General features: G+C 61.5%; 26 protein-coding genes and 1 pseudogene. 3 read left to right on the top strand and 24 right to left on the bottom strand.

The annotated features are described in order from the left end of the window. Nucleotides 1–93: 93 nt before the first annotated feature. A complete protein-coding gene (locus PM1_RS07705; protein ID WP_009616845.1) occupies nucleotides 94–1,515 on the top strand; it encodes an MBL fold metallo-hydrolase RNA specificity domain-containing protein in 1,422 nt (473 codons plus the stop codon). A gap of 85 nt (nucleotides 1,516–1,600) precedes the next feature. Continuing rightward, complete coding sequence (locus PM1_RS07700) at nucleotides 1,601–2,692, top strand: LOG family protein (protein WP_009616844.1); 1,092 nt, start codon at nucleotides 1,601–1,603, stop codon at nucleotides 2,690–2,692. Nucleotides 2,693–2,728: 36 nt separating this feature from the next. Here PM1_RS07700 and PM1_RS07695 read toward each other — a convergent pair whose 3' ends face one another. The 15 genes and pseudogenes from PM1_RS07695 to PM1_RS07630 form a co-directional block, all read right to left on the bottom strand. After that, complete coding sequence (locus PM1_RS07695; protein ID WP_009616843.1) at nucleotides 2,729–3,661, bottom strand: IS110 family transposase; 933 nt, start codon at nucleotides 3,659–3,661, stop codon at nucleotides 2,729–2,731. Between the two features lie 654 nt (nucleotides 3,662–4,315). Continuing rightward, nucleotides 4,316–4,780: a recombination regulator RecX gene (gene recX / locus PM1_RS07690; RefSeq protein ID WP_009616841.1), complete on the bottom strand. Its 465-nt coding sequence runs from the start codon at nucleotides 4,778–4,780 to the stop codon at nucleotides 4,316–4,318. An 8-nt stretch (nucleotides 4,781–4,788) separates the two neighbouring features. Next, nucleotides 4,789–5,850 (bottom strand): recombinase RecA, encoded by a 1,062-nt coding sequence (gene recA / locus PM1_RS07685; RefSeq protein ID WP_009616839.1) that lies wholly within the window; start codon nucleotides 5,848–5,850, stop codon nucleotides 4,789–4,791. Nucleotides 5,851–5,937: 87 nt separating this feature from the next. Then, entirely contained in the window at nucleotides 5,938–6,450 is a 513-nt protein-coding gene (locus PM1_RS07680) for a CinA family protein (protein ID WP_009616837.1), read from the bottom strand. A 429-nt stretch (nucleotides 6,451–6,879) separates the two neighbouring features. Then, entirely contained in the window at nucleotides 6,880–7,389 is a 510-nt protein-coding gene (locus PM1_RS07675) for a DUF2514 family protein (protein WP_043300125.1), read from the bottom strand. Continuing rightward, complete coding sequence (locus tag PM1_RS07670; RefSeq protein ID WP_009616835.1) at nucleotides 7,386–7,820, bottom strand: lysozyme; 435 nt, start codon at nucleotides 7,818–7,820, stop codon at nucleotides 7,386–7,388. The genes PM1_RS07675 and PM1_RS07670 overlap by 4 nt, the downstream gene beginning before the upstream one ends. Before the next feature lie 15 nt (nucleotides 7,821–7,835). Then, nucleotides 7,836–7,904 (bottom strand): annotated as a pseudogene (locus PM1_RS31215) (glycoside hydrolase family 19 protein); the annotation flags it as partial. 9 nt (nucleotides 7,905–7,913) lie between these two features. Beyond that, the gene (locus PM1_RS07665; RefSeq protein ID WP_009616833.1) at nucleotides 7,914–8,144 is read right to left on the bottom strand and encodes a DUF7940 domain-containing protein; all 231 of its coding nucleotides are present in this window, start codon (nucleotides 8,142–8,144) and stop codon (nucleotides 7,914–7,916) included. Between the two features lie 24 nt (nucleotides 8,145–8,168). Next, complete coding sequence (locus PM1_RS07660) at nucleotides 8,169–10,436, bottom strand: hypothetical protein (protein ID WP_009616831.1); 2,268 nt, start codon at nucleotides 10,434–10,436, stop codon at nucleotides 8,169–8,171. 60 nt (nucleotides 10,437–10,496) lie between these two features. Next, nucleotides 10,497–13,232, bottom strand: a complete 2,736-nt coding sequence (locus PM1_RS07655; RefSeq protein WP_009616830.1) for a host specificity factor TipJ family phage tail protein — start codon at nucleotides 13,230–13,232, stop codon at nucleotides 10,497–10,499. Next, entirely contained in the window at nucleotides 13,204–13,611 is a 408-nt protein-coding gene (locus tag PM1_RS07650) for a hypothetical protein (RefSeq protein WP_009616829.1), read from the bottom strand. The genes PM1_RS07655 and PM1_RS07650 overlap by 29 nt, the downstream gene beginning before the upstream one ends. 3 nt (nucleotides 13,612–13,614) lie before the next feature. Next, nucleotides 13,615–14,103: a DUF1833 family protein gene (locus PM1_RS07645; RefSeq protein WP_009616828.1), complete on the bottom strand. Its 489-nt coding sequence runs from the start codon at nucleotides 14,101–14,103 to the stop codon at nucleotides 13,615–13,617. Then, nucleotides 14,100–14,555 carry a hypothetical protein gene (locus PM1_RS07640; protein WP_009616827.1) on the bottom strand — a complete coding sequence of 152 codons (456 nt, stop codon included), beginning with the start codon at nucleotides 14,553–14,555 and terminating at the stop codon, nucleotides 14,100–14,102. Before PM1_RS07640 ends, PM1_RS07645 begins: the two co-directional genes overlap by 4 nt. Continuing rightward, nucleotides 14,552–17,371, bottom strand: a complete 2,820-nt coding sequence (locus tag PM1_RS07635; protein ID WP_009616826.1) for a tape measure protein — start codon at nucleotides 17,369–17,371, stop codon at nucleotides 14,552–14,554. The genes PM1_RS07640 and PM1_RS07635 overlap by 4 nt, the downstream gene beginning before the upstream one ends. Nucleotides 17,372–17,432: 61 nt before the next feature. Continuing rightward, the gene (locus tag PM1_RS07630; protein WP_084229664.1) at nucleotides 17,433–17,771 is read right to left on the bottom strand and encodes a hypothetical protein; all 339 of its coding nucleotides are present in this window, start codon (nucleotides 17,769–17,771) and stop codon (nucleotides 17,433–17,435) included. Nucleotides 17,772–17,910: 139 nt separating this feature from the next. Between PM1_RS07630 and PM1_RS07625 the strand changes: the two genes are divergently transcribed. Continuing rightward, nucleotides 17,911–18,279, top strand: coding sequence for a hypothetical protein (locus tag PM1_RS07625; RefSeq protein WP_052059000.1), 369 nt, complete (start codon nucleotides 17,911–17,913; stop codon nucleotides 18,277–18,279). 10 nt (nucleotides 18,280–18,289) lie between these two features. On the opposite strand, the gene PM1_RS07620 is transcribed toward PM1_RS07625, so the two are convergent. The 9 genes from PM1_RS07620 to PM1_RS07580 form a co-directional block, all read right to left on the bottom strand. Next, entirely contained in the window at nucleotides 18,290–18,892 is a 603-nt protein-coding gene (locus PM1_RS07620) for a DUF6246 family protein (RefSeq protein WP_024128539.1), read from the bottom strand. Continuing rightward, nucleotides 18,889–19,884 carry a phage tail tube protein gene (locus PM1_RS07615; RefSeq protein ID WP_009616825.1) on the bottom strand — a complete coding sequence of 332 codons (996 nt, stop codon included), beginning with the start codon at nucleotides 19,882–19,884 and terminating at the stop codon, nucleotides 18,889–18,891. Before PM1_RS07615 ends, PM1_RS07620 begins: the two co-directional genes overlap by 4 nt. A 14-nt stretch (nucleotides 19,885–19,898) precedes the next feature. Continuing rightward, on the bottom strand, nucleotides 19,899–20,267 hold the full coding sequence (locus PM1_RS07610; RefSeq protein ID WP_009616824.1) for a phage tail termination protein: 369 nt from the start codon (nucleotides 20,265–20,267) through the stop codon (nucleotides 19,899–19,901). After that, nucleotides 20,260–20,670, bottom strand: a complete 411-nt coding sequence (locus PM1_RS07605; RefSeq protein WP_009616823.1) for a hypothetical protein — start codon at nucleotides 20,668–20,670, stop codon at nucleotides 20,260–20,262. The genes PM1_RS07610 and PM1_RS07605 overlap by 8 nt, the downstream gene beginning before the upstream one ends. A gap of 8 nt (nucleotides 20,671–20,678) precedes the next feature. Next, nucleotides 20,679–20,951: a hypothetical protein gene (locus tag PM1_RS07600; protein ID WP_009616822.1), complete on the bottom strand. Its 273-nt coding sequence runs from the start codon at nucleotides 20,949–20,951 to the stop codon at nucleotides 20,679–20,681. Next, nucleotides 20,952–21,236 (bottom strand): hypothetical protein, encoded by a 285-nt coding sequence (locus PM1_RS07595; RefSeq protein ID WP_238603228.1) that lies wholly within the window; start codon nucleotides 21,234–21,236, stop codon nucleotides 20,952–20,954. A gap of 55 nt (nucleotides 21,237–21,291) precedes the next feature. After that, on the bottom strand, nucleotides 21,292–21,687 hold the full coding sequence (locus PM1_RS07590; protein ID WP_009616819.1) for a DUF7370 family protein: 396 nt from the start codon (nucleotides 21,685–21,687) through the stop codon (nucleotides 21,292–21,294). Nucleotides 21,688–21,771: 84 nt separating this feature from the next. Further along, nucleotides 21,772–22,212, bottom strand: a complete 441-nt coding sequence (locus tag PM1_RS07585) for a hypothetical protein (RefSeq protein ID WP_009616818.1) — start codon at nucleotides 22,210–22,212, stop codon at nucleotides 21,772–21,774. Nucleotides 22,213–22,222: 10 nt separating this feature from the next. Further along, nucleotides 22,223–23,296 carry a major capsid protein gene (locus tag PM1_RS07580; protein WP_009616817.1) on the bottom strand — a complete coding sequence of 358 codons (1,074 nt, stop codon included), beginning with the start codon at nucleotides 23,294–23,296 and terminating at the stop codon, nucleotides 22,223–22,225. Nucleotides 23,297–23,298: the final 2 nt, after the last annotated feature.

Genomic DNA, 23,298 nt, shown 5'->3' with positions numbered 1-23,298 from the left:
AGGTCGCCGGATGGGAGGGGCGCTGACCTGTATCAACGCCATTTCGTTCCAGCTACGCGAGTCTGAAATACCGAATCCTGCTAAGGAGGCCCCATGGCCCTACTCACCTTCATCGGCGCAGCCCAGGAAGTCACCGGCTCCTGCTACCTGCTGGAAACCCGGGACGGCGCGCGTGTGCTGCTCGAGTGCGGCATGCGCCAGGGCCGCAGCAACGGCAAGAGCACCCGCGACAACGAGGCCGGCAACCGCACGCCCTTCCCCTTCGACCCGAAGAGCCTGAACGCGGTGGTCATCTCCCATGCCCACATCGACCACAGCGGGCTGCTGCCGCGCCTGGCGAAGGAAGGCTACAAGGGGCCGATCTATGCCACCGAGTCCTGCTGCGAGCTGCTGGAACTGATGCTGATGGATTCGGCCAACATCCAGGAAAAGGACGCCGAGTGGGAGAGCAAGTGGCGCGCCCGCCTGAACAAGCCGCCGGTCACCCCGATCTACACCGTGGAAGACACCGAGAAGGCCCTGAAGCTGCGCCGCAGCGTCAGCTACGGCAGCACCGTGGAAGTGGCGCCCGGCATCCGCGTGACCTTCCACAACGCCGGGCACATCCTCGGCTCGGCCATCGTCGAGATCGAGATCCACGAGCAGGGCCTGACGCGCCGCCTGGTGTTCTCCGGCGACCTGGGCAACACCTGCTCGCCGCTGATGCGCACGCCGACGCCACTGAGCCGCGCCGACGTGGTGCTGCTGGAATCCACCTACGGCGACCGCGACCACCGCGACAACAACGAGACGCTGCTGGAACTGGCGGACATCCTCGAACAGGCGCAGAAGGACGGCGGCAACGTGCTGATCCCCGCCTTCGCCGTCGGCCGCACCCAGGACCTGCTGTTCTACCTCGGGCGCTTCTACCAGGAAGGCCGCCTGCCGCAGCAGATGGTCTTCCTCGACAGCCCCATGGCCGCGCGGGCCAACGATATCTACCTGCGCCACTCCGGCGAGTTCTCCGACAGCGACCGCGAATACATCCGCGGCACCGGCACCGTGAAGCTGTCCGAATGGCTGCCGCTGCTACGCACCACGCAGACGCCGGAAGACTCCATGGCGATCAACCGCATCAAGAGCGGCGCCATCATCATCGCCGGCAGCGGCATGTGCACCGGCGGGCGCATCGTCCACCACTTCAAGCACAACCTCTGGCGCCAGGAGTGCCACATCGTCTTCCCCGGCTTCCAGGCCAAGGGCACCCTGGGCCGCGCCATCGTCGACGGCGCCGAGAGCGTGCGCGTGCTACGCCAACGCATCGCCGTGCGGGCGAAGGTCCACACCCTCGGCGGCTTCTCCGCCCATGCCGGACAATCGCAATTGATTCAGTGGGTTGGCCACTTCGAGAACAAACCCGAGCTATACCTGATACATGGCGAGCGGGAAAAGATGGATGCCCTGCAGGCCGCACTGCTCGAACGCCTCGACTGGAAAGCCAACATTCCCGAACAGGGGGACCGTATCGCAATCTGAAACAGGGTCATCGCCGACTGTCATCGGCGGCATGTCAGACTGGCGCACGCCTACGACAAGGGGTTGAAGAACAAGGAGTATCCCCATGCCCTATGAACCCGAGGACTACCTTTCCCGGCACTTCCAGACCAGCGGCACCGACCTGACGCAAAAGGTCGAGGAGCTGGCCGCCCTCGCCGCGCCGGGCGACAGCCCGAACCTGCCGCTGTACCGCGAGATGCTCTTCACCGTGGCGCGCATGGCCCAGGCCGACCGCAACCGCTGGGACGCCAAGATCATGCTGCAGACGCTGCGCGAGATGGAGCACGCCTTCGCCACCCTCGAGCAGTTCAAGCGCCGGCGCAAGGTCACGGTGTTCGGCTCGGCGCGCACGCCCCCGGACCACCCGCTGTACGCCCTGGCCCGGGACCTGGGGCGCACCCTGGCGCGCTACGACCTGATGGTCGTCACCGGCGCCGGCGGCGGCATCATGGCCGCCGCCCACGAAGGCGCGGGGCTGGAGAACAGCCTGGGTTTCAACATCACCCTGCCCTTCGAGCAGCAGGCCAACCACACGGTGGCCGGCACCAACAACCTGCTGTCGTTCCACTTCTTCTTCCTGCGCAAGCTGTTCTTCGTCAAGGAAGCCGACGCCCTGGTGCTCTGCCCCGGCGGCTTCGGCACCCTGGACGAGGCGCTGGAAGTGCTGACGCTGATCCAGACCGGCAAGAGCCCGCTGGTGCCGGTGGTGCTGCTCGACCAACCCGGCGGGCATTACTGGGAGCAGGCGCTGCAGTTCATGCAGGAGCAACTGCTGGACAACCGCTACATCCTGCCCAGCGACATGCACCTGATGAAACTGGCCCGCTCGGTGGAAGACGCGGTGGGGGAGATCGCCCACTTCTACAGCAACTTCCACTCCAGCCGCTGGCTCAAGGACAACTTCGTCATCCGCCTCAACCACCGCCTCAGCGACCAGGCCATGCAGCGCCTGCACGAAGAGTTCGGCAACCTCTGCCTGCACGACGGCTTCCACCAGCAGGCCTGCGGCGAACTGGAAAAAGACGAGCCGGAATTCACCCAGCTCACGCGCCTGGCCTTCGCCTTCAACGGCCGCGACCACGGCCGCTTGCGCGAGTTGGTGAACTTCATCAACGACAAGCAGAACTGGACCGAAGCCTGCCCCGTTCCGGCATAGGCCACCGCACCTGTAAGATTCTATGTCAATGACGGCTTATCCCCGGGGTTGGTAGGTCGTCTGTGTCTGCATCAGGGCAAAGGCGATTCTGGCGAGTTTGCGGGCCAGGACGGTCAAGGCCTCGGTTGTCTTCAGCCCGCGTGCCAAATAGCCCTGATAGAGCTCCCTCCAGCGTTTGGTGCGAGCTGCAGCCATGGCGGCGTTGTGCAGTAGCCGGCGGATTTCCGGATCGCCTTGCTTGGTCAGCTTCCGCCGGCCGCTGTAACGGCCAGACTCCTTGAGTCGCACATCCAGCCCCAGAAATGCGATGAAGGCGTCGCTGTTGCGGAAATGCCCTCGCAGAAATGCCAGGATCAGCGCTGCGGCCGTCAGTGGTCCGATTCCCTCGATGGCCTGGCAACGCTTGCTCTGCTCCTTCAGCCCGGCCTCCTCCAGCACGAGCTGGATCTGTGTCTCCAGGCGTTGCTCCAGGACAGCCATGCGCTTGAGGACCGGCTTCAATGCCCTTGCCAGCATAGGGTCCTGGGAGAAGCTCTGACGCAGCGACGTGACATTACGGACGAGCACGGCTCGACGGTGCAGCAACGCCTGCAAACGGCAGTACACCTTGCTCGGGGGCTGCCAGGGCTCCAACTGCGCCTGTTCATGGGACAGGTAGCGGGCCAGGAGTTGGGCGTCGCTACGGTCGTCCTTGTTTCGCCCACCGATCCCCTTGCGATAGTTGCTCAGGCGGAAGCCGTTGATGAGGTAGATCCGGTGCTTCCGGGCATGCGCCAGACTGGCAACCAGCACGTGGTAGATGCCCGTTGCCTCGATTGCGATGGCGCAGTGGGATGGCAGCGTCTTGAGCCAGGCCTTGATCGCACGGGCTTCGTTAGGCAGTTCGAACACCTCACCGGTGCGGGCATCGCACAGGCTCAGTGTTTCCTTGGCAACATCGATTCCAATAACCGTGACCTGGCTTGTCATGGTGTTCTCCGACGGTGAAGATGGGGTCGACCTGTCGGGGCTCACAGTGGCGCAGGCTTGCTGATATTGTCGGTTTGAGCTGCTACTCAAATCCGATGGATTCCTTATCGGCGCTTGTCGTGAGCGCGTGGGTGGGGGAAGTCTCCTACCGTCTGGCTTGCAGAAGCGGGTCTTGTCCCTCCACCCCCGACAGGTTCCTACCCTACCGCCATACAAGCGGGCCCTGCCCGCGATTCGCGCGCAGGGCGCGCTCCTACATGGGATGGCGCGGGTGGGTGGCGTAGGAGCGGATCTTATCCGCGATCCGCGCCGGTGGTTCCGGCTATCGCGGACGGAGTCCGCTCCTACGCCCACGCCCAACCGTAGGGCGTATAACCGTTCGCGGTTATCCGCCGTTGGCCCGACGTGACACCGCGCTGGCGCGTGATTCCGGGAAAACGGTGTATGGAATGGCGTAGGGGCAACTGTCTTGCCGGCCGCGCCAAGGTGCGCCTCAACGGATGGGTTGAGCCTTGGCGAAACCCATGCAGTCGTGGTGATGGGTATCGCTTCGCTCAACGCCATCCTACGGGCCTTGTGTTTGCCGGAGGGCGTAGGAGCGGACTCCGTCCGCGATCCGGCCGACAGGCCGGTCAACCAGCGCCGGGCCCGGGCTCAGTCGTCCCCGCCCCGCCCGCTGAACAGGCGGTTGATGGCTTCCATGGAAAACCCCCGGTAGGCGAGGAAACGCCCCTGCTGGGCACGCTCCCTGGCGTCCTGGGGCAGGCGGGGGAACTTGCGGCGCCAGACATCCCGCAGTTGCGCCTGCCAGTCGACATCCGCCTCGCCCAGGGCCTTTTCGATCTCGCCTCGTGGCAGGCCGCGCTGGCTCAGTTCCTCGCGGATGCGCAAGGGGCCATAGCCGCTGCGCGCCTTGCTGGCGATGAAGGCTTCCAGGTAACGGGATTCGTTGAGCAGCCCTTCCTCGGCCAGGCGGTCGAGGGCGGGCTCGATAAGTTCCGCAGGCGCGCCACGCTGGCGCAGCTTGCGGACGAGTTCAGCACGACCGTGCTCGCGTCGCGCCAGGAGGTCCATGGCGGCCCGCCGCACGGCGACGGGCGTATCGAGCACGGTCGGCATCGGCGGGATCAGTAGTCGAGATCGGCTTCAGCGGCCTCGGCAGCTTCGGCTGCAGCCAGCTCGGCCTTGGTCGGCGCCGGCTGGTTGTTCAGCAGTTGCTCGCGAATGGCCTTGTCCAGCACCGCGCAGATTTCCGCGTTCTCTTCCAGGTACTTGGCGGCGTTGGCCTTGCCCTGGCCGATCTTGCTGCCCTGGTAGCTGTACCAGGCGCCGGATTTCTCCACCAGGCCCAGTTGCACACCCAGGTCGATGATCTCGCCGGTGCGGTAGATGCCCTTGCCGTAGAGGATCTGGAACTCGGCCTGGCGGAACGGCGGGGCGACCTTGTTCTTCACCACCTTGACGCGGGTTTCGCTGCCGACCACCTCGTCGCCTTCCTTCACCGCGCCGGTACGGCGGATGTCCAGGCGCACGGAGGCGTAGAACTTCAGGGCGTTGCCGCCGGTGGTGGTCTCCGGGTTGCCGAACATCACGCCGATCTTCATGCGGATCTGGTTGATGAAGATGACCAGGCAGTTGGCATTCTTGATGTTGCCGGTGATCTTGCGCAGCGCCTGGGACATCAGGCGGGCCTGCAGGCCGACGTGGGCATCGCCCATCTCGCCTTCGATCTCGGCCTTGGGCACCAGCGCCGCCACGGAGTCGACGATGATCACGTCCACCGCATTGGAGCGCACCAGCATGTCGGTGATTTCCAGGGCCTGCTCGCCGGTGTCCGGCTGCGAGACCAGCAGGTCGTCAACGTTGACGCCCAGCTTGCCGGCGTAGTCCGGGTCCAGCGCGTGCTCGGCGTCGACGAAGGCGCAGGTGGCGCCCTGGCGCTGGGCTTCGGCGATGACCGAGAGGGTCAGGGTGGTCTTGCCCGAGGATTCCGGGCCGTAGATCTCGACGATCCGGCCTTTCGGCAGGCCGCCGATGCCCAGGGCGATGTCCAGGCCGAGGGAGCCGGTGGATATGGCCGGGATGGCCTGGCGCTCGTGGTCGCCCATGCGCATTACCGCGCCCTTGCCGAATTGGCGTTCGATCTGTCCCAGGGCCGCGGCCAGGGCGCGCTTCTTGTTGTCGTCCATTGAAGTCCTCGCGAAGTCAGGCGGCCGGGATGGGCCACGAACAACTGTATAAGTAGACAGTATTATTTCACAGGGCAAGGCGCGCGCCTACCCCCGAACGGGATTTTCCCCGACGGCCAGTCGCAACACCCCGTCCAGAGCGGCCGCCACCGCCTGCCGGCGCACCTCGAGGCGGTCGCCGGAAAAAAGAAAGCGCTGCGCGGAGCATTGTTCGCCATCGGCCCAGCACAACCAGACGGTTCCTACAGGCTTCTCTGGCGAACCACCGTCCGGACCGGCGATGCCGCTAACCGCAACAGTGAAACGCGCGCCACTGCGCGCCTGTGCGCCGCGGGCCATGGCCTCGACCACTTCCCGGCTGACCGCGCCGACCTGTGGGAAAAGTTCGTCAGGCACGCCCAACTGCGCACTCTTCTGCGCGTTGGAATAGGTGACGTAGCCGGCGTCGAACCAGGCCGAGCTGCCGGCGATCCGCGTGATCGCCTCCGCAATGCCGCCGCCGGTGCAGGACTCGGCGGTGCTGACCCGCGCGCCCAGCCGCTGCAGCTGCGCGCCCAGGCGCGCGGCCAGGTCGGTGATGCCTTCGTCGCTGATGCTCATTGCGTACTCCGATGCTTAAGCCGTCAGGCCGGATACCGTACACTAGGCGCTTTTGCATATAGAAGACGGACCGCCCAAAGTCATGAGCCAAAGCGACCTTTCTGCTCACACCCCGATTGTGAATCAGTAGGAAGCTAGAAAACCACTGCAGCCCTCGAAATTAGTGGCATTGAGGCGACCTCAGGCATTCTTAGAAGATCATGCATTTGGCGCTGAATGGCATTGTTTGGCGGGAGAATTGCCCCAAACGTGCCCCACACTTCTTGCCCGTTCTGGGCACCCACTTCCCACACCCAGCACCACAATTTCCTGCGACTGCAGGAGATCGAACTGACATCGCCGCCCTACCCGTTTTGCCATCATGCACATGCGGCGCCGGCCACCATCTACTCCCTGAATGGAATCTCGGCAACTGGCCGGCGCCGCTCATTACTTCACAGCGTCATACGCCGCCTCGCAGGCTAACCCCCTGGCTCGGGACTGGTCAGCAATGTCTGCCAAACGCCCCGCTCTTTCGTCAGCGCGCTTGAGCACGTCGGCGAGCACTCGGGCGGCCTCGGCAGCTGCCTTGCTTGCTCCGGCAGTGCAGGTATCGCTGCGGGCTTCACTTGCTGCCAGTCTGGCTGCGAGTTGGTCGGCGGCGTCGCGCAGGCTGCCAGCAGAAGCACGAGCAGCGGCAGCATCAGCCGCAGCACGGTCGATTTCACGTTGAGCATCGGTAGTTACTCGGTTGATGGACTGTTGGCGCGTCTGCTCGATGGCGCGCTGTTCTGCTTGAGCCTTCGCGGTTGCCGCGGCATCGGCGGCCAGGTGCTGGTCCCACTTCGCCTGCCAGGCTGAATCGGTGCGTGCGGAGCCCTGCTGCCAGCAGAGCGCCCCGACGGCGCCGAGGATCAGCGCCACGGCAAGGGGCTTCCAGTAGCTGAGCAGCCAGGTCATGCCGGAATCCCAAGGAACATCGCCCGCTCAGCCGCGCGGCGCTTCACCAGCCCCTGAAGAACCTGTCCACCTGCCCTGTTCCAGCGCGGGAACTGATCAGCGGCGCCAGCGTAGTCCTTCTGGTTCAGCAGCTTCAGCAGCGTCGACGACTCAAGGTTGGCCGCGCCCAGGTTGTAGACGAAGCTCATGAGGGCATCCCACTGGCTCTGGTTCAGCGGCACCTTCACCAGCCTGTCGAGATCGGGCTCGAAGCGCTGTACGTCGTTCACCAACAACCGCTCGGCTTGGTCCTTGGTGATGGCCATCCCCGCCTTCACGCCGCGGGTGGCGCCATAGCCGATGGTCCAGACGCCGACGGCATCCTGATAGGCCTGCAGCCGCAGGCCCTCGAACGACTTGATGAGGCTCAGGCCCCGTTCGGATGTACGCATTGGTCAGGCTCCAGAAACGAAAACGCCGGCTCTTGGGCCGGCGTTGGGGAGGATGCGCAGGAGTTGCTGCTCATTGAATGGCATGGGCCCTCCTTAGGCGTCAGGCTGCTGCTCAACAGCGCCGGAGACCGACTCCTGCTTGATCTGCATCGCCACCACCGCCAGTACCACCAGGACGGCATAGGCGATCTGATAGGCGTTGCTGGGCATGACGCCCTGCAGCGAAGGCAGGTTCTGCCGCAGCAGCTCGATGAACGGGATCATGGTAATGATCCAAGTGCTGAAGCGGCGATACCAGAGTTTCCATTGGGGGATAAGTTGCATTGCAGTTTCCTTGTGTTGGTATTTTTATGCGTCGATGGCGCCCCAGTCCTTCCACGTTCCAGGCGATCCGCCTGCAACGCAAATACGTGACCTCTTACCGCCAGCCGCAAGATTCGATGTCCGATCAATTTGATCGCCTTGCAGCCACGTTCCAGTAGTTGGAGCGGCCTGACCTTTGATAAGAACGGAGCCATCCGAGTTGCCGCGCAAGCTGTATTCACCAATGCTGTTCAGAGTGTCCATGCCACCTGCAGTGCGTGAATTCCAGGCATAGCCATTGACGCTGATGCCGTCGTCATACAGAACACCGCTACCCATCATTGGGATGTCGACTACTGAGTCATAATTGCCGCTCGAAGTGCCGCGATACATCCTCAGGATGACATTCTGCGCGTTATCCAGGGAGGTGGACAGGCCGATAATATTGTTAGTTGTCGATCCTGATTTCTCACCACCAGAAGTTGCGCGACCAACAAGTCGAGTGCTGTCCAATAGAACTTGAGAGTTGTAGTAGTAGGTTCCACTGAGAGAAGTTGTGACACCGGACACCGTAACTTCTAGAGTATTCAAAAGCCCAGTTGGAGTTAGTGCGCGAGTTTCGGAATATGCTTCCTGAGTCACCATATAATTCTGAGAGATTGCGCCTTTACCAGAATAAACGAAGGAGAATTTGTTGAATGCCAATAATGCAGATCCATCTTTCTTGCAGACTGTAATACCCGTGTGCGTACCATTCGAAATGTTATCGACAGCCAGATGACGTCGATGGACATTTTCGGTGTACAGCGACCAGTGTGTATCAAGCTCAATGTCGTATCCGGTTCGCACAGACAAGCCATACATGCGGGCGAATTCAACATTGCACAAGCGAAGCGATCCGCGAATACCGGTGTCATTGGTGCAGACAATCGGGGTCCAGTCCGTTTTCGGACAAAGGTAACTATCCGCGATAGTGATACTCGATGATTGCAGCGCAATCCTGGAAAGCTCAAGGTGCAGGCCATAGAAGCCACCTACCGCTTGGCGTACCCGAATATTGCCGCCGATCACGCAGTTGACGTTAAAGCCCAGGCTGTTCTGCACCGACAGGCCGTTCGTGTTGCCGTCAGCACCAAGTCCTGTGCTGCTTCCATTACGCGGGAAATGCAAGTCGCCGATGTTGGCGCTATCACCCAACCCCTGCAGGTCAACTTGATACTCAGAGCTGATCACTGGTTCGGAATGGATTCCTCGGATTCGCGAGTTGTCCGAATAGGCCCCGCTACCAAGCGATTTGACCATGCTGGTCATGTAGCTACCACGTAGGTTCTCGATAATCATCGAGCCGCTGTACAGCACGGCACGGCGACTAGCGGTCTGGCTATTGTTTTGGAACCAGAAACCACTGATACCGCCGGAGAGGTTGTTTGGAAATGCTACGGTTGGTATGGAGCCATTGTTGTTCAGCAAGAAGCAGTAGCCGCCGGTAAAGCTTCCCGTCGATAGCGGGATGATTATGCTGCGTCGACCTCGCCCCCTCAGCAGAACACCTGCAGGGATCGTCACTGAGGCTCCAAGCCCAAACGATCCGTAGGCCTCTACAACATCGATCCCATGTGTATCCGCGTAATCCACCGCGGCCTGGAATGCCGGAGCCCAGTCCCATGTCGCTGGATCGGCAGTCGGTTTGCTCATGACAAGACCAGCAAACTCCCAAACACTTACTGCTTGCGCATCCAGGGCCTGATGGACATTGGCGATCGCGCTGGAAAGCGAATGGCGAGACCAACCAACCTTGTTTGCGCCATCATCCTCGGCCAACTCTTGGCGCAATGCCGCATCGCCGACCGACACAAAGTTTGCTTCGTCGACCTCCCAATCATTCACCGTGGTGTAAGGCAGCGTCAGTGCAGCGCCGGCGCGCCAGAATTCGCCGTCCTTGCTGAAAATCTGGTTCACCTGGGTGATGGTCAGCGGGCCATCGGTGTCGTAATCGCCAATGAACTGATATCCAGATGCGAGCAGGAAGGCGTTGAAGTCCGACTCGCGCTGCGCCTGGGCGGCATCGAAATCAGCCTGATGCTCGGCTTGCTCATCATCGAAAGCACTCTGGCGGTCATCCTGAGCCTGCTGGAAAGCTACCTCCATGCCATTCCAGGTCAGGCGCTGCACGCCGAATCTGTCGCGCCATTGGGTGATCGTCTGGTCATTCACCCACCGGTCAAGGATCGCGGCGTTGTCCACCAAATCACGTGGATCGACTGAGCCCCAGGTGCCAATCGGGTTGCCGGTATTGAAAGGCGTGTAAGCCATGCGTGTGCTCCAGAATGCAAAAAACCGCCAGGTGGCGGGTTCGGGGAGGTTGTTCGGTTGTTATGGGGCGGTCGCGTCGTCGTATTGGTAGATACGCGAGTCGTAGTTCACAGCGGATACCGAGGCGCCGACATTGCTGTCGGGCTCGATTGAGGTGATCAGAACCGGATAAGCCCAACGGAAGAAGGAGCCGAACAGCAGGTGCGGTGGCTCGATATCCCACGAGACATCCGGGGTGAAGTCCAGGGATGGGATGGTGAGCGTGTAGTCGTCCAGCCGTGTCGCAACGTAAGGACCAGAAACAGTCCCATCAGGCCGGCGCACCGCCACGACGTGCGGGGCAGTGGATGACCAGTCCAGCGGCTCGCTGGATTCCAACTGAACCACCCCGCCGGACAAAATCTGATACGACAGCAGTAGCGCGCTCTGCGCATACCCAGGCACGTCATCTGCCACTACGCAGTAGCTGAGATAGTCGCTGTTGAGCGCATCCAGTTCCGTCGACCAGGTGTAATCCCAGCGGCGGTATAGCTGCACCATCCGGCGCCGCATGCCAATTCGATACGCGCGGTCTCGGTCGATGACGCCCGGCGCCTTGATCTTCTCGACTTTCCTTCCGACATCGCCGGCGATGCGGCATTCGACTGTTGCCGTTTCCCCGGTGTCGCGGTCGGTGTACTCAACATCCACACCGTCATAATCGTCAGGCCCCGGAGCAGTGAAGCTCCGTACCAGCGCCTCGGTCATGTTCTGCGGCGTGTACATGTGATCGAACGACGACCGCGGCTGGTCGCGCACGGGGGAAATCTTGCCGCGCTTAATCGTCAGTTCGGCGAATCCGGCATCCAGCGCATCCTCGATGTTGCTCTTCACAGTCCCGGCATCGGTGATCGCGATGTCGTAGGTGTCTCCCCTGGACTTCCAGATGGCATCCAAGGCATCGAGCTGGGCCAGGTCAAGGTCCGCATCGGTGTACCCGATGGACTTCGCGACATAGGCCACCCAGGGCACGATGTCGCGAGTGGGTTGCGGGCTTGTCCACGCCCCACCGCTCCGCGTCGGCAAGATGCGCACTGGCCTCATCGATATCTTGTTGTCCGTCATCGAGGAGATGCGGTCAGAGGATCGCACCTTGACCGCGATGGTAGTGACACCTGCGTAGCTGGTAGGCGCCTGGAGCTTCGCCCGCAGCCCATACCACTGCGCGGTATCGCGGTACTCGCTCGTCGAATAACCACCTTGGTTGACGAACACCTTGCGGATTCTCACCTCAGGCCGCATGGCATAGGGCAGCGCAATCTGGTCGGTAAACCCCTGCTGATCGAGTGAGTTCCCGGCATGGCTGAAGCTGACCACGGTCCAGGCGCCGCCGACAGCCATGTCTCGCCACTCCACGTCGTAGAAGACGCTGATCTGGTAGAACTGCCCTTCCCGCCCGACGCCGCAGAGGCCTTCCGGCATAAACACGTCGACCTCAATGAGAGAAGTCTTCTCGTATTCCGGGCAGGCTGGGAACGGCCCGCGGTAACCGCCCTCGGAACCGCTTAGGTCCAGGCTGATGACCGCCGACGAACTGGTCATGGCATCGAAGCCAGGCCAGCCGGTATCGGTGGAACCGCTGGAGTCCAGGCGCTCGACGGTGATGACCTGCAGGTCTTCGCTGATCGTCACGATGCGATAGAGCAGCCCCTTCGGCCCGATGGTGGCCAAGCCAGTACCCAGCGCCAGCTGGTCGGCCGGATCGCCCCACTCGTAATCCAGCGTCATCCCGGTGGAGACATCGAAATCCTCCACCGTGTAGAAGCCGCCGTTGACACCCACTACCTCGATCTCATCACCCGGTTCGGCATTGAGCATGCCGAGCGGGCCGGTGATCACGTCGCGCGGCGTCCCATCGGTGACCGTGTAGCTGTAGGGTGCGATCACCCGGATTACCTGACCCTCCTCCCAGTCCTCGGGGAAGGAGCCCTGTCCGGTCGGGATGGTGATCGTGAAGCCATTGAACTGGTACGCGCTCGCGGTGGGCGATTGCGTTACGTCGGTGGCCACCGTCAGTTCCAGGCCGGCCGTGCCGGTCGAGGTAGCCCCCACTTCCGTTGCGGTGTGCCACCACTCGGCCCCGGTCTCGGCAGACAGGTCCTCACCTGGACCGTAGATGGTGTACCGCGCATCGGCGCCCAGGGCGAGCAGCGCGGTATCTCCAATCAGCACCGAGCTGGCCGGAATCTGATACTCCCCCTTTCCAACACACAGCAGCACCTCCATCCACTGCTCACGGGGGCCGGCGAAGTACTTCCGGGGCGGAACGAGATAGTCCGGGTAACGCTTCGGATTCCCGGCCAGCTCGGGGATCACATCGCCCAGCTTGACCTTGTTCGCATCTGCGTTCGAATCGGTCAGCGACTCGCCGGAACCCGGAACCGAAGAAACACCCGGTATCTTCGGCATGAACGACCGGAACACCGACTGCGCACCCTTGAACAGTGCAACGGTGATGGTGAACGGATCGGTGCCCCGGGGCTCGATGTAGATGCGGACGACATCCTGCGGTTGCAGCAGCGTGTACGCCCACTCTTCCGCGGGGACCACGCGCTCTTCCGCGTTGATCTGGCGTTCGGTCAGGTCGGACCGGCAGGCAAACTCCGCAGGGATCAGGCCGATGCTGATCGGATGCACCTCACGGTCGCCGAAGCTCGGCACGTTGGCCACCAGCCAGTCGCGGATGGTCACCGGCCGGATGATCGGGTGCCGCTCCAGCGGCTCGCCTTCAAGGCGCGATGGATAGATCTCGATCACGGTAGTAGATCACTCGCAGGTAGCGCGCCTCGAAGTCTTCAAGGAGCGGGAGGGATGGTGTGGAACGAGGGTTGATCTCCAGCACGCGCAGGCGGCCTTCCTTCTCCACCACCAGGCCGACATGGATGCAGACCGCCCCGCGCATGGCCGCAGCGATCACTCCAGGACCGGGACGGCACTCGACCAGGGCGCGGTCCACCTCGGCGCGGTAGGCGCGCTGCATGTCGACCGGTGTATGGCGGGTGACTGCGCCGAAGTCGCTCAGCCGCGGCAGCCCGAACAGTTCGCACCGCGCGAGAATCACCAGCCCCCAGCAGTCCACGCACGGCCATTCGCGACCACCTTCGACGTAGGTGGCCGTCAGGTATCTGTCGAACATGGATCAGCCGATGTACTTGAGGCCAGGCGCGAAAGTCGTGGTGTACACGTCCCGCGGCCATGCAGTGTTGATCAGGTCGTAGTACCCCGCCGTCACCTCAAGGGTGGCCGCCGAGCATTTGCCGCTTTTGACGACCATCCGGTACGGCGGCTCGGCCGGCGCACTGCGGTCGGTGTCCAGGAAGATGCGCAGCGTCAGGAAGACCTTCGCGCCAGCATCCAGGGCAGCATCGATTCGCTGCTGGGCTTCCCCGGTCACATTGTCGATGGCGAAGCCCACTTCCTGTGCGCCGGAGTTGTCCCGCTTCGGGATCGCCACGTCGATGCCGGCCGCCTGGAAGGTCACCGTCCTGGCGTCCTCGGTGGTGAACACCTGGTCCTCAAACCCCTGGCACAGGAACAACGAATCCGCCCAGGCATCACAGGACAATTCCAGGGTGGCAATCGCTACCTCTGGACCACCGGAAGCATACACACGCTCAAGGATCGTCATGCTTCAGGCCACTCCCTGTTAACGGCAAGGTCTACCAGGTTCATGTGGGCAACGAACTGGGGCGCATAGATGGCCCAGCCACCGGTCAGTACAGGTCGCTCGCGAAGTTCAAGATTGGCGCTGTATTGCCAATGGCTGCGTCCGAACAGCACAGGTCCTGAGTAGATATCCGTGAACCGCGCGACGTATGCCTTTTTGCCCATCGGCGTCTTGAGCGGACACTCAAACCATTGCGATCCGTCGAGCAGCACTTCCTTGAACCATGCCTCGAACAGAACGGCCTGGGTGTCGCTGAGCAGCCAGGTGAAGCTGCCAACCGTTGGGGTACTGGTGAATCTGCGGCGCTGGCGTGCTCGACCGCTCTGCAGCTCAGAGCGCAGCAATGGGCTCACCGGAGTGAACCCATACCCAGAGCGCTGGGGGAAAGGCAGGTCTTCGGGATACTCGATCATATGCCTCTCCGTTTCAGTCCAAATGCCTGGCTTATCGCTTTCGCCGTCTTCCCATCTGATAGTAGATTCGCCACCCAAGCATCAATCTGAACTTCTCCATCTGGGCCCACGCTTTTCGTTACCTGCCCGGCCCGAGAAGCATCCTCGTGCAGATTGACCGAAACATTTACAGCGGGAGAGCTTCCTCCTGAAGCGTCTTTATTGCTCACCACCTCTCCGCGGGAGTTGGGCAGCATGTACTGCCTGCCGTTGGCAGCATTGAATACCTCGGGCGCGCCGTTCTCGTTGATCCGGTACATCCCGCCGGGAGCGACCGAGCCGCCATATTGCCGGCCACCGAGCAGTCCAAGCATCGCGGGGACGGCAGCAGCCATAGCAGCAAGACCTGCCGTGGCGGCGCCGCCAAACGAGGCCACAGAGGCCGCAGCTGCTGCTGGGGCATATGCTCCAGCCAACGCCCCGGCCTGAGCAACGCCCTGGGCAGTTGCGGTCGCCTGCATGCTCTGCCCCATGATGAAGTTCTTGGCCTGCTCGATGCCTACCTTAACCAGCGCACCAACTACCTGGTTGAGCATTGATCCTGCCAGTTGCTGCATGGCTTCCTTGCCGTTGTTGGCGCCCGTGATCAGCCCAACCATGGCGTTAGTTCCGGCCTGCTGGATGTCATCCAGGGTGGCCATGATCAACTCGTTGCCGGCCGACTGACGACGGAATCGCTCTTCTTCCAACTGCTTCAGCCGGTCATCGTGATCTTGCTCTGCCTGAGTGCGAAGTTCCTGATAGCGCTCCTCCTCAAGAAGCTTGGCATCGTTCAGCTTTTTCAGGTTCTCCAGCTCTGTTTGATAGGCCTGGTTCTCGCCGGCGATGGGATCCACTTGGCCCAGGAGCTGCTTATTCGCTTTCGCCTGCTCGGCCTGATATAGCGCTGCGGCAAGAGCCTTCACCTGGGCGATCTGCTCAGGCGTGGCGTATTCGTTGAGCTTCATTACCGCCTGAGCTTCGGCGAGGTCTTGCGCCTTCAGTCCAGCCTGGGCAAGCGCTTGCGACAGCTCTCCGATAGCCTTTTCGTTCTCCAGGGTTCCTTGGCGAATCTCATTGGCTCGCTTCTTCGCTTCAGCAGCCGCTTTCTTCGCTGCAGACTCGTCCGGAGGCGTGGGATTCGTCAGTGTTGGCGTCTCGGTCGACTTACCGCCGCTGGCTGGCTGTCCATTGATTACCTTCTGCAGTTCCTGCTGCCGCTGCATGTAGGTGCGGATTTTTTGGCTATTCGCCTCATAGGCTGCTTGCTGCTCAATCAGCACCTTATTCAGCCGTTGATAACGATCAGAGCCAGGATCAACGGTCTTCATGAGATTGCCCATCAACTCGACAGACCGACGCGCATTCTCAGCGTCCTCGGTCAGTGTCGTCAGGGCTTCGTCGATCTTCAGGTTCTGCAATGCAGCCTGAGACTTCGTCAGGTCTTTCACTGCCTTGTCCAGGCCATCAATCTCAGTGCTGGCGGTCTTGGCGTTCATGCCGAATGTAACTAGGGCGGTCGCCGCCAGGAGAATCAGGCCAGCAGGGCCGCCGAGGAACGCCAGGGTGCTGCGCAATCCAGCCATGGCAACCCCGGCGACACTCGCCGCACCAGCTACGGCACGCTGAGCCACAGTCAGAGCGGCAGTAGCGGCTGTCGCTTGCGTCTCGGCAACGGCGAGCCTCTGCGCAGCAGCGGCATGGGTGCTGAGCCCTACAGACGCCTCTGCGGCGGCACGGGCCTGAATCAACTCTTCCGCGGCCAGGACAGTAGCGGCCTGCGCGGCGGCCAGATCAGCTTTCGCCTTGGCTGCAGCTCCAATGGTTGAGGCATATAGGGCTGCGGCCGAATCTTTCAGCCCCATAATCAGGCGCCCAGCAACTATCGACGCAAGGGCGGCTCCAGCAACAGCGGCAGCTTGCAAGAAGGACTCCATCTTCTGGGCATCCAGGCCGAAATTCAGCACAGCATCAGCCGCAGCGATGATTCCATTCGTGAGCGTGTCCAGTGCGCCAGTCTGGTCCTCAATGGAGACGAGCACCTGAGTCAGTGCCGTTTTCGTGCGAACACCAGCATCTACCAGGTTGTTGGTCATGCCGGCAGCGGCCTTGGCGTTCTCGTCCAATGCCTTGCGCAGACCTTCAGATAGATCGGTAGCAGTCAGCTTACCTGCCGCACCCAGAGCGCGCACCTGAGCGGCAGACTTGCCGGACGCGGCAGCGATCTGGTTGATCACTGTCGGAACCGCAGAGCTAATGGTTTCCCACTGGTCAGCAGCGACCTTGCCAGTATTGATCGACTTGCTGAAGGCATCGATGGCGGCGCCGGCACGATCAGCGCTGGTGGCATTGGTCACGAAGGCATAGGACAGAGAGTCCTGCACATCCATCGCCTGGGCGGTTGTATAGCCGAGACTGCGAAGGCTATCGGCAGTGCGAATGTAGAGCTCCTGTGCCTCCTGCAGCGAACGATAGGTGCCATTGGCAGTTTGCAGCAGCCTCGCCTGAACCGTGTTGAACTCCTGCGTAGACGACGTGGCCAGTCGAACCCGGTCGGCCATTTCCTGGTACTTCTGCACCATGGCGGCCATATCCCGCAGAGCGCTTGCGGCAATGACCGCTCCAATGGCTTTTGCAAGCTTACTCAGTCCGGTATTCAGGTTGTCGGCAGACTTATCCGCTTTATCCATCTCAGAGGACATTTTCTCCATAGATTTGGAGACGTCCTTTTCTGCATTAAGAAGCGCTTCTGTTTTGGCCTCCACGGTGTAATAGATACTGCCGACTTTCTCGGACATTCTACCGCCCTCTGCCAAATAAAAAGCCCCGCTCTATGGCAGGGCTTTGAATCGAAAATGATTATCTACAAAACTTATTCCACAACTTTGAGAATTCTGCCTTTGATATTCCACTATCCCTTTCAAGCACTACCAACTCGGCTGATCCAGCAATAAATCTCTGATACCCGCCATACCCGCCATATGAGTTCTTTGAATTTACCTCACCGCAAAACCCGGATTGATTCTGAAACTCAGCACTTCCTGGATCTTTCAATACCCCAGATACAAACTCTCTGGCCATCCTTTGCATTCTTATTTCTTTCATTGCTGCATCACTGGCGGCATTCCTTTCCGGATTCTGCTCACCACACCCGACCAAAGTGACAGCCAGAGCAGCTAAAAACAAAAAATCCCTCATTGTTTATCCTCCCCAAAAGACCCAGAGGATAACAAAGTGGCAACACAAAAACACAGCGATACGCTGCTCTCTGGCTGCTTGGCATCCCTCAGGCCATTAACCGAAAATCCATCGACCATCAACGGCAAGGAAGATCGTCATGACCAAGAAGTCCCCAAAGCAAACCATCTCCTTCGGGCCGGTCCATGCAATGCGAATGGCTCGCCTCGACCAAGATGAAGCACTTGCCAGACGGTTCGGAACTCGATTCAAGATGATGCAGGTGTCGGCCTTGAAGCCTGACACTAGAGCTTCGCATGCCGAGCGCCATGGGAAGCTATTCACTCCTGACGAGATTCGCGCGTGGTACGAACTGGATGGTAACGCCGAGGAATGCCGCTGCGCCTTCGTCAAGGTTCTACTTGATCCTTATGGTCGCCCTCTTACGCCATCCATAATCGACCGAGCGCGCCAAGCCTTCGAGAAGATGAAAGCCAAGGGAAAAGGTGAGTGGACGAAGGTTCTGTAGATCAAAGAGATCAAAGCCTGGCTTTGCGCTTGGCCTCTACCTTCTCGAACCAATCCATCGTTGCTTCGTGCTCTTCCTTGCTGGGGGCCCTGGCCCCCGGGGAACTGCTTTCCAACCTCGGGAACTTCGCCCTTAGGGCCCCGACTAGGCTGGTCATGGTCATCCCCCAGGCATCTCGTTCGCCAATCCCCAGGTGAGCCATGGCCAAGGCCACATGATCCCTAGCCACGAACTCTCGGATGTACTCTGGATCTTCGTCCGCTTTGCGCGGTAGAGGCTCCTGAGCTCCGGTTATTCCATGGCGCAGCAGGCATCGAGCAAGAGGCAGTACATGCTCACGCGGAGCAATTCCAGGCTGATATTGCAGATCGTCGTCATATCCGCCAAACACCTCGGACAGGTCTTCCTCGCTGCAGGCATTGATAACCGACAGGGCGTCCGCAAACTGGTCAAGGGCCGCTTTTCCTTGCAGCCCATCGCACATCACCGTGGCATACACCTCTACGATCTGCGCCGGCTCGCCGATCTGCGTCATGGCGTAGAGAGATGGCCGAAGGACGTGCACGCTATCTCCAGCATGCACGCCTATTTCGCCGGTCTCGGTGAGGATCACGCCTCAGTCACAGTAACCGGAACGGTCACGCTCACCGAAGGCCGTGCGGCGCTGGTGATCTTGACGTTGGTGGTGCCTGCTGCGACGCCAGTTACCAGGCCAGTGGAATTGACGGTGGCAACCGCGGTATTCGCCGACTCGTAGACCAGGCCGGCCGAGGCGCCTACCGGGCTCACTGCAGCGGTGAGCTGCTGGGTAGCACCCTCTTCGACGCTGACGGAAGTAGGCGATACGGTGATGCCTTGTACCAGCGGCACCACGGTGATGGCTGCGGTGTCGGTGATGCCAGGCGCTACGCTGGAGGCGGCAGTGATGGTCGCAGATCCGGCAGAAAGCGCAGTGACCTCGCCGGAGACCTGGTTGACTGCGGCCACGGTAGGCGCACTGGAGGTCCAGCGCAGGCCCTGCGGGGCGCCGACCGGAAGCACCACGCCTTCGAAGTTGAAGCCCTCACCGACGGTCAGCGTCATGGTTTCCGGCACTACCTGGATGCTGGCGGGATCAGGAGCATCAGCATCCGGAGTGTCCTCGACGATCAGGCCGAAGTCCGAGGCAGTAGCAGAGGCCTCGAAACTGTAGGTGGTCACGTCATCGTAGGGCGCCGAGCGGCTGAGGGTGCTGATCAGGCAGTAGGCGGTGAAGGTCAGGTCCGGGAAGGTCATGCGCAGCCACACGGCAGGCTGGCCGCCGGTAGCCACCGGATTGACCACATGCTTGGTCAGATCGATCAGGTTCTGAGAACCTGCGCCGGAGGCTTTCACCGTGCCGTCGCCGGAAATGGTCATCGACTGGAAGGTAGCCAGATTCTCGCGCAGCGAGCCGATGGAATCGGCATCAGTGGCATCCGCGGTGTCCCAGGAGATTTCGAACTCCTTGGTGCGCAGAGAGCCGAAGCGCAGCCAGTCGATTTCTGCTGGAAGCTCATCGCCGCAGCCGATCACGTACTCCAGGACGACATCCTTCCCGGGGAATTTCAGTTTCTTGCAAGCCATCTTTAGGCTCCTTTTCAGAAGAGAACTTCAAGGTCCAGGCTGTACCAGGCCCGGTTCTCGGTGGTGTAGCCGGGACCTACCGGCTCTCCGATCGCGCGCACGGAAGCGGCGCCACAGGGCACGGCATCGCCCATGGCGGCCTGCACCAGTGATTCGATGTTCTGGTTGATGGTGGAGACATGCTGGCGGCCATTGCGAGGGCCCAGCAGGATTACGCGGTAGCGTTGCCGTCGGTCATCGACGCTCACTGGCGGACCACCGTTCTGCACTACGGCAGCGATCCAGGTATCGACCAAGCTCGGACCATCTACCCATTGGCCGGTGCTTATCTCGTAGGTATCGCCGAGCACAGCGGTCAGCCAGTCGACGAAGGCCTCATACACGGTAGTAGCTCCTCAGGATCGATGGCACTGCTGACTCGATCTGCTCGAAGCCCTTGCTGAGGAATTCCGGCTCGGCGTTCGGGTCCCAGAAGTTTCCTCGGCTTGGATCGGCTGGATCGCGTGGCACGCCTTTGCCAACAGTGGTTCCGGGCGCGTCATGCACTGCACCGGCATAGGCCGCCGTGTAGCCGACATTTCCCATGACCTTGCCGTGGTCGACGCTGATCTGCGGCGCGTACTGGCTATTGATCAGGCTGCTGGTATCGATTGGCGTCATGGTCTGCGCCATCGCAGCGCCCTGACTGAGGATCGCGTAGACAGCGCCTTCGCTGACCTTCTGGCTGATGCGATCGACAGTGACCTTGAAGCCACGGCGAACGCGCTCGATTCCCTTGGCTGGCATGGCTCACCTCACAGGTTGATCTGTAGGACCTCTCGGCCCGTCTGGTCGCGGAAAACCGCAACCGAATTCACGCCGCGCACCGGGCGGCCGGACTGGTCGGCAACACTGAACTGACCACCGGGCCTGCAGGTCACCACCAGGTCGATGCCCGCGTCGCCGGGAATTCTGTCCGGATCCTCCAGCAGCGCGGACAACCCACGAATCAGCGGACTGCGCGGGTCCTCGTCATGCTCGTCAACCAAGCGATCGAGCGCGGCCTTGATCAATTCTTTCGGGGTCATTCAGGTCACCAGCAGGAAGTCCGGCTGCTCGCCGAAGAAGGACATGTCCCAGTTCGTGACCGACCGGATTTCTTCCCAGCCGTTCGAGCCGTCGAACTGAATGAGATCAAGGTATTTCGGGCGCGCATCCTCGGTGTAGATCATGTGGCGACTAACGAACTCTGAGCCCTGAGCGCCGCTCTGTCCGCCGGCGTCACGCACCGTCTCGCTCTTCGCTTCCCAGGTGCAAGCGATCTCGTACTCATCGCCGTAGATCGTCGTCTGAGTCTTCAGGTCGATCTTCACGAAGGGCCGCACGGTGGCCACGTTGGTGTAGGACCAATTTGCCGTAGCTGACATTTCAGTCCTCGCACATGCAGCCAGCCGAAGCGATCCATAGTCCACCATGGGCTGTCTGGGTCGGATCGGCGGGGATCAATTCAGAGGCACAGCCGTACTTGTCCAGGCCTCGCAGCAGATTCAGCGTTCCCTTCCAGCGGTCCGCGAAGCCCTGATACCGGAACGAACGGGAAGCGCCAGACGGCGCGGTCTGGCTGGAGATGTACTTATCGCCTTGGGCAAGCGCGAGCAGGCCGACCAGGTAGAGCTGGATCAGCGTCGCGGTCGCGGCGTCGTAATGCTCGGCCAAGCAGTCATTGATGCTGTTGGCCTGGCCGACCAATAGGTCAACCAAGAAGTCCGGCAGCGTAATGCCGACGGAGGCCAAGTACTCCTTGGCCTGGTCAGTCGTGAGCATGTCGGGCTCCAGAAAGAGAAAGGCCCCTTTGCAGGGGCCAGAAACGACGAAGCCGCCCGAAGGCGGCCTCTCGTCAGGTGCCGATCACTCGGCGGGGAACAGCTTCGCCAGTTCGCCTTCCGGCAGCAGCGCGGCGAGATCATCTTCGCCTTTGCGGCCGTCGAACTCGATCTTCAGCTCCTTCAGGCGCGCCTTGATGAGTTCGCGGCGCTCGTTGGCGTCGGCCGTGATCGCCGGAGTCAGCTGGCCGGCCGGCTTGGTAGACTCGGAAGTCAACGTGGCCGCTTCGGCCTTGGCGGTATCGATGATCTCTACGGCCTTGGCCTGGGCTTCGCGAACGATGCCGTCAGCCTGTTCCCAGGCCTTCAGCAGCACCTGCTCGGCGTCATCCGCGGAGGTGGCGTCCACCTCGCGTTCCGCGACAGGACGGACGTTGGCCGCGATGGCAGGATGAACCGAATCCAGGTCGATGACCTGGCCAGCGATGACGCCATTCCAGGGGATGGTCACTTCGTATTTGGGCATGGTCGCCTCCTTAGGAGATCACGGCGCCGTAGATCACGCCGGCCAGACCTTCCGCATCCTTCTTCACCTGCAGGCCGAAGGCGCCCAGGATTTGGAAGTTGTAGTTGGTGTTCGGCAGCGGGCGCGGCAGCGGAGTTACGCCGGTGGTCATGCCGACCAGTGGGCTGACAACGCTGCGCTGGCGGACGTAGCCGAGGAACTCGTTGCCGGAGAAGGCATAGGTCGGCTTGATCTCGCGCACCGGCATGAACGGGGCTACGACGGACAGAACGGTGCCGATGACCTGGCCGTTCACCACGTAGGCCTTGTTCAGGTTCGCCCAGATCTCGTAGGACACCCAGAGGACGTCGTACGCGGCGACCTTGTTGGTGCGCGCGGCCTGGCCGAAGGCGCCGGTGCCGAAGAACGCGATGATTGCGTCGGCGCCGGCGGCGGTCAGGTCGATGTTGGCACCGCCCGAGCCGCTGCCCAGGTTGAGCTTGATGGTGTTGCGGTGATTGCGCAGGCCCTGTCCCGGGTAGCTCGCCACCTGGATGTTGCCGTCGCCGTCCAGCATGTAGCTGACCAGGCGCTTGTTGTACTTGCGAAACTTCGCTTCTTGCGAGTCGAGCACCAGGTCGATGCCGACGGTATTCAGCCCTGCGGCGTGGCGCCAGTTGACGCCATAGCCGGCGGAGAACACCGGGATCGGATCACCGTCGCTGTCGTACTCGGTGTGGTCGAAGGAGTACGGAGCCTGACCATCCAGGCTCACCGACACGTCATCGGCGATGTCGCCAACGATGTTGTACAACTTGGCGGTCTTGCCAACTGGCAGAACGGTCTGAACGGTCATCAGATCGTTCACGATCTCCATGCCCACCTCCTGGTTGCGCATCTGCACGATCTGCGCATCGATTTCCTGCCAGAAGTCGCGACCGAGGCCGGCCAGGGCGTTGCAGGCCAGTTGTTCGGGGGTCATGGTGGCCTGATAGGCGCGGACCATCTGCCCCTGGAAGGCGTTGAACTGGTCGCGGTTGGCCCACAGCTCGTTCCAGTGGCCGAGCATACGGGGATTCGCGAGATTCTCACGAGTGAAGTACATGG

Source organism: Pseudomonas sp. M1 (assembly GCF_022760135.1).
GTDB classification, from domain to species: domain Bacteria; phylum Pseudomonadota; class Gammaproteobacteria; order Pseudomonadales; family Pseudomonadaceae; genus Pseudomonas; species Pseudomonas citronellolis.
Note: the sequence above shows the minus strand (reverse complement) of the source record. Positions and strands in the feature narration are given on the sequence as shown.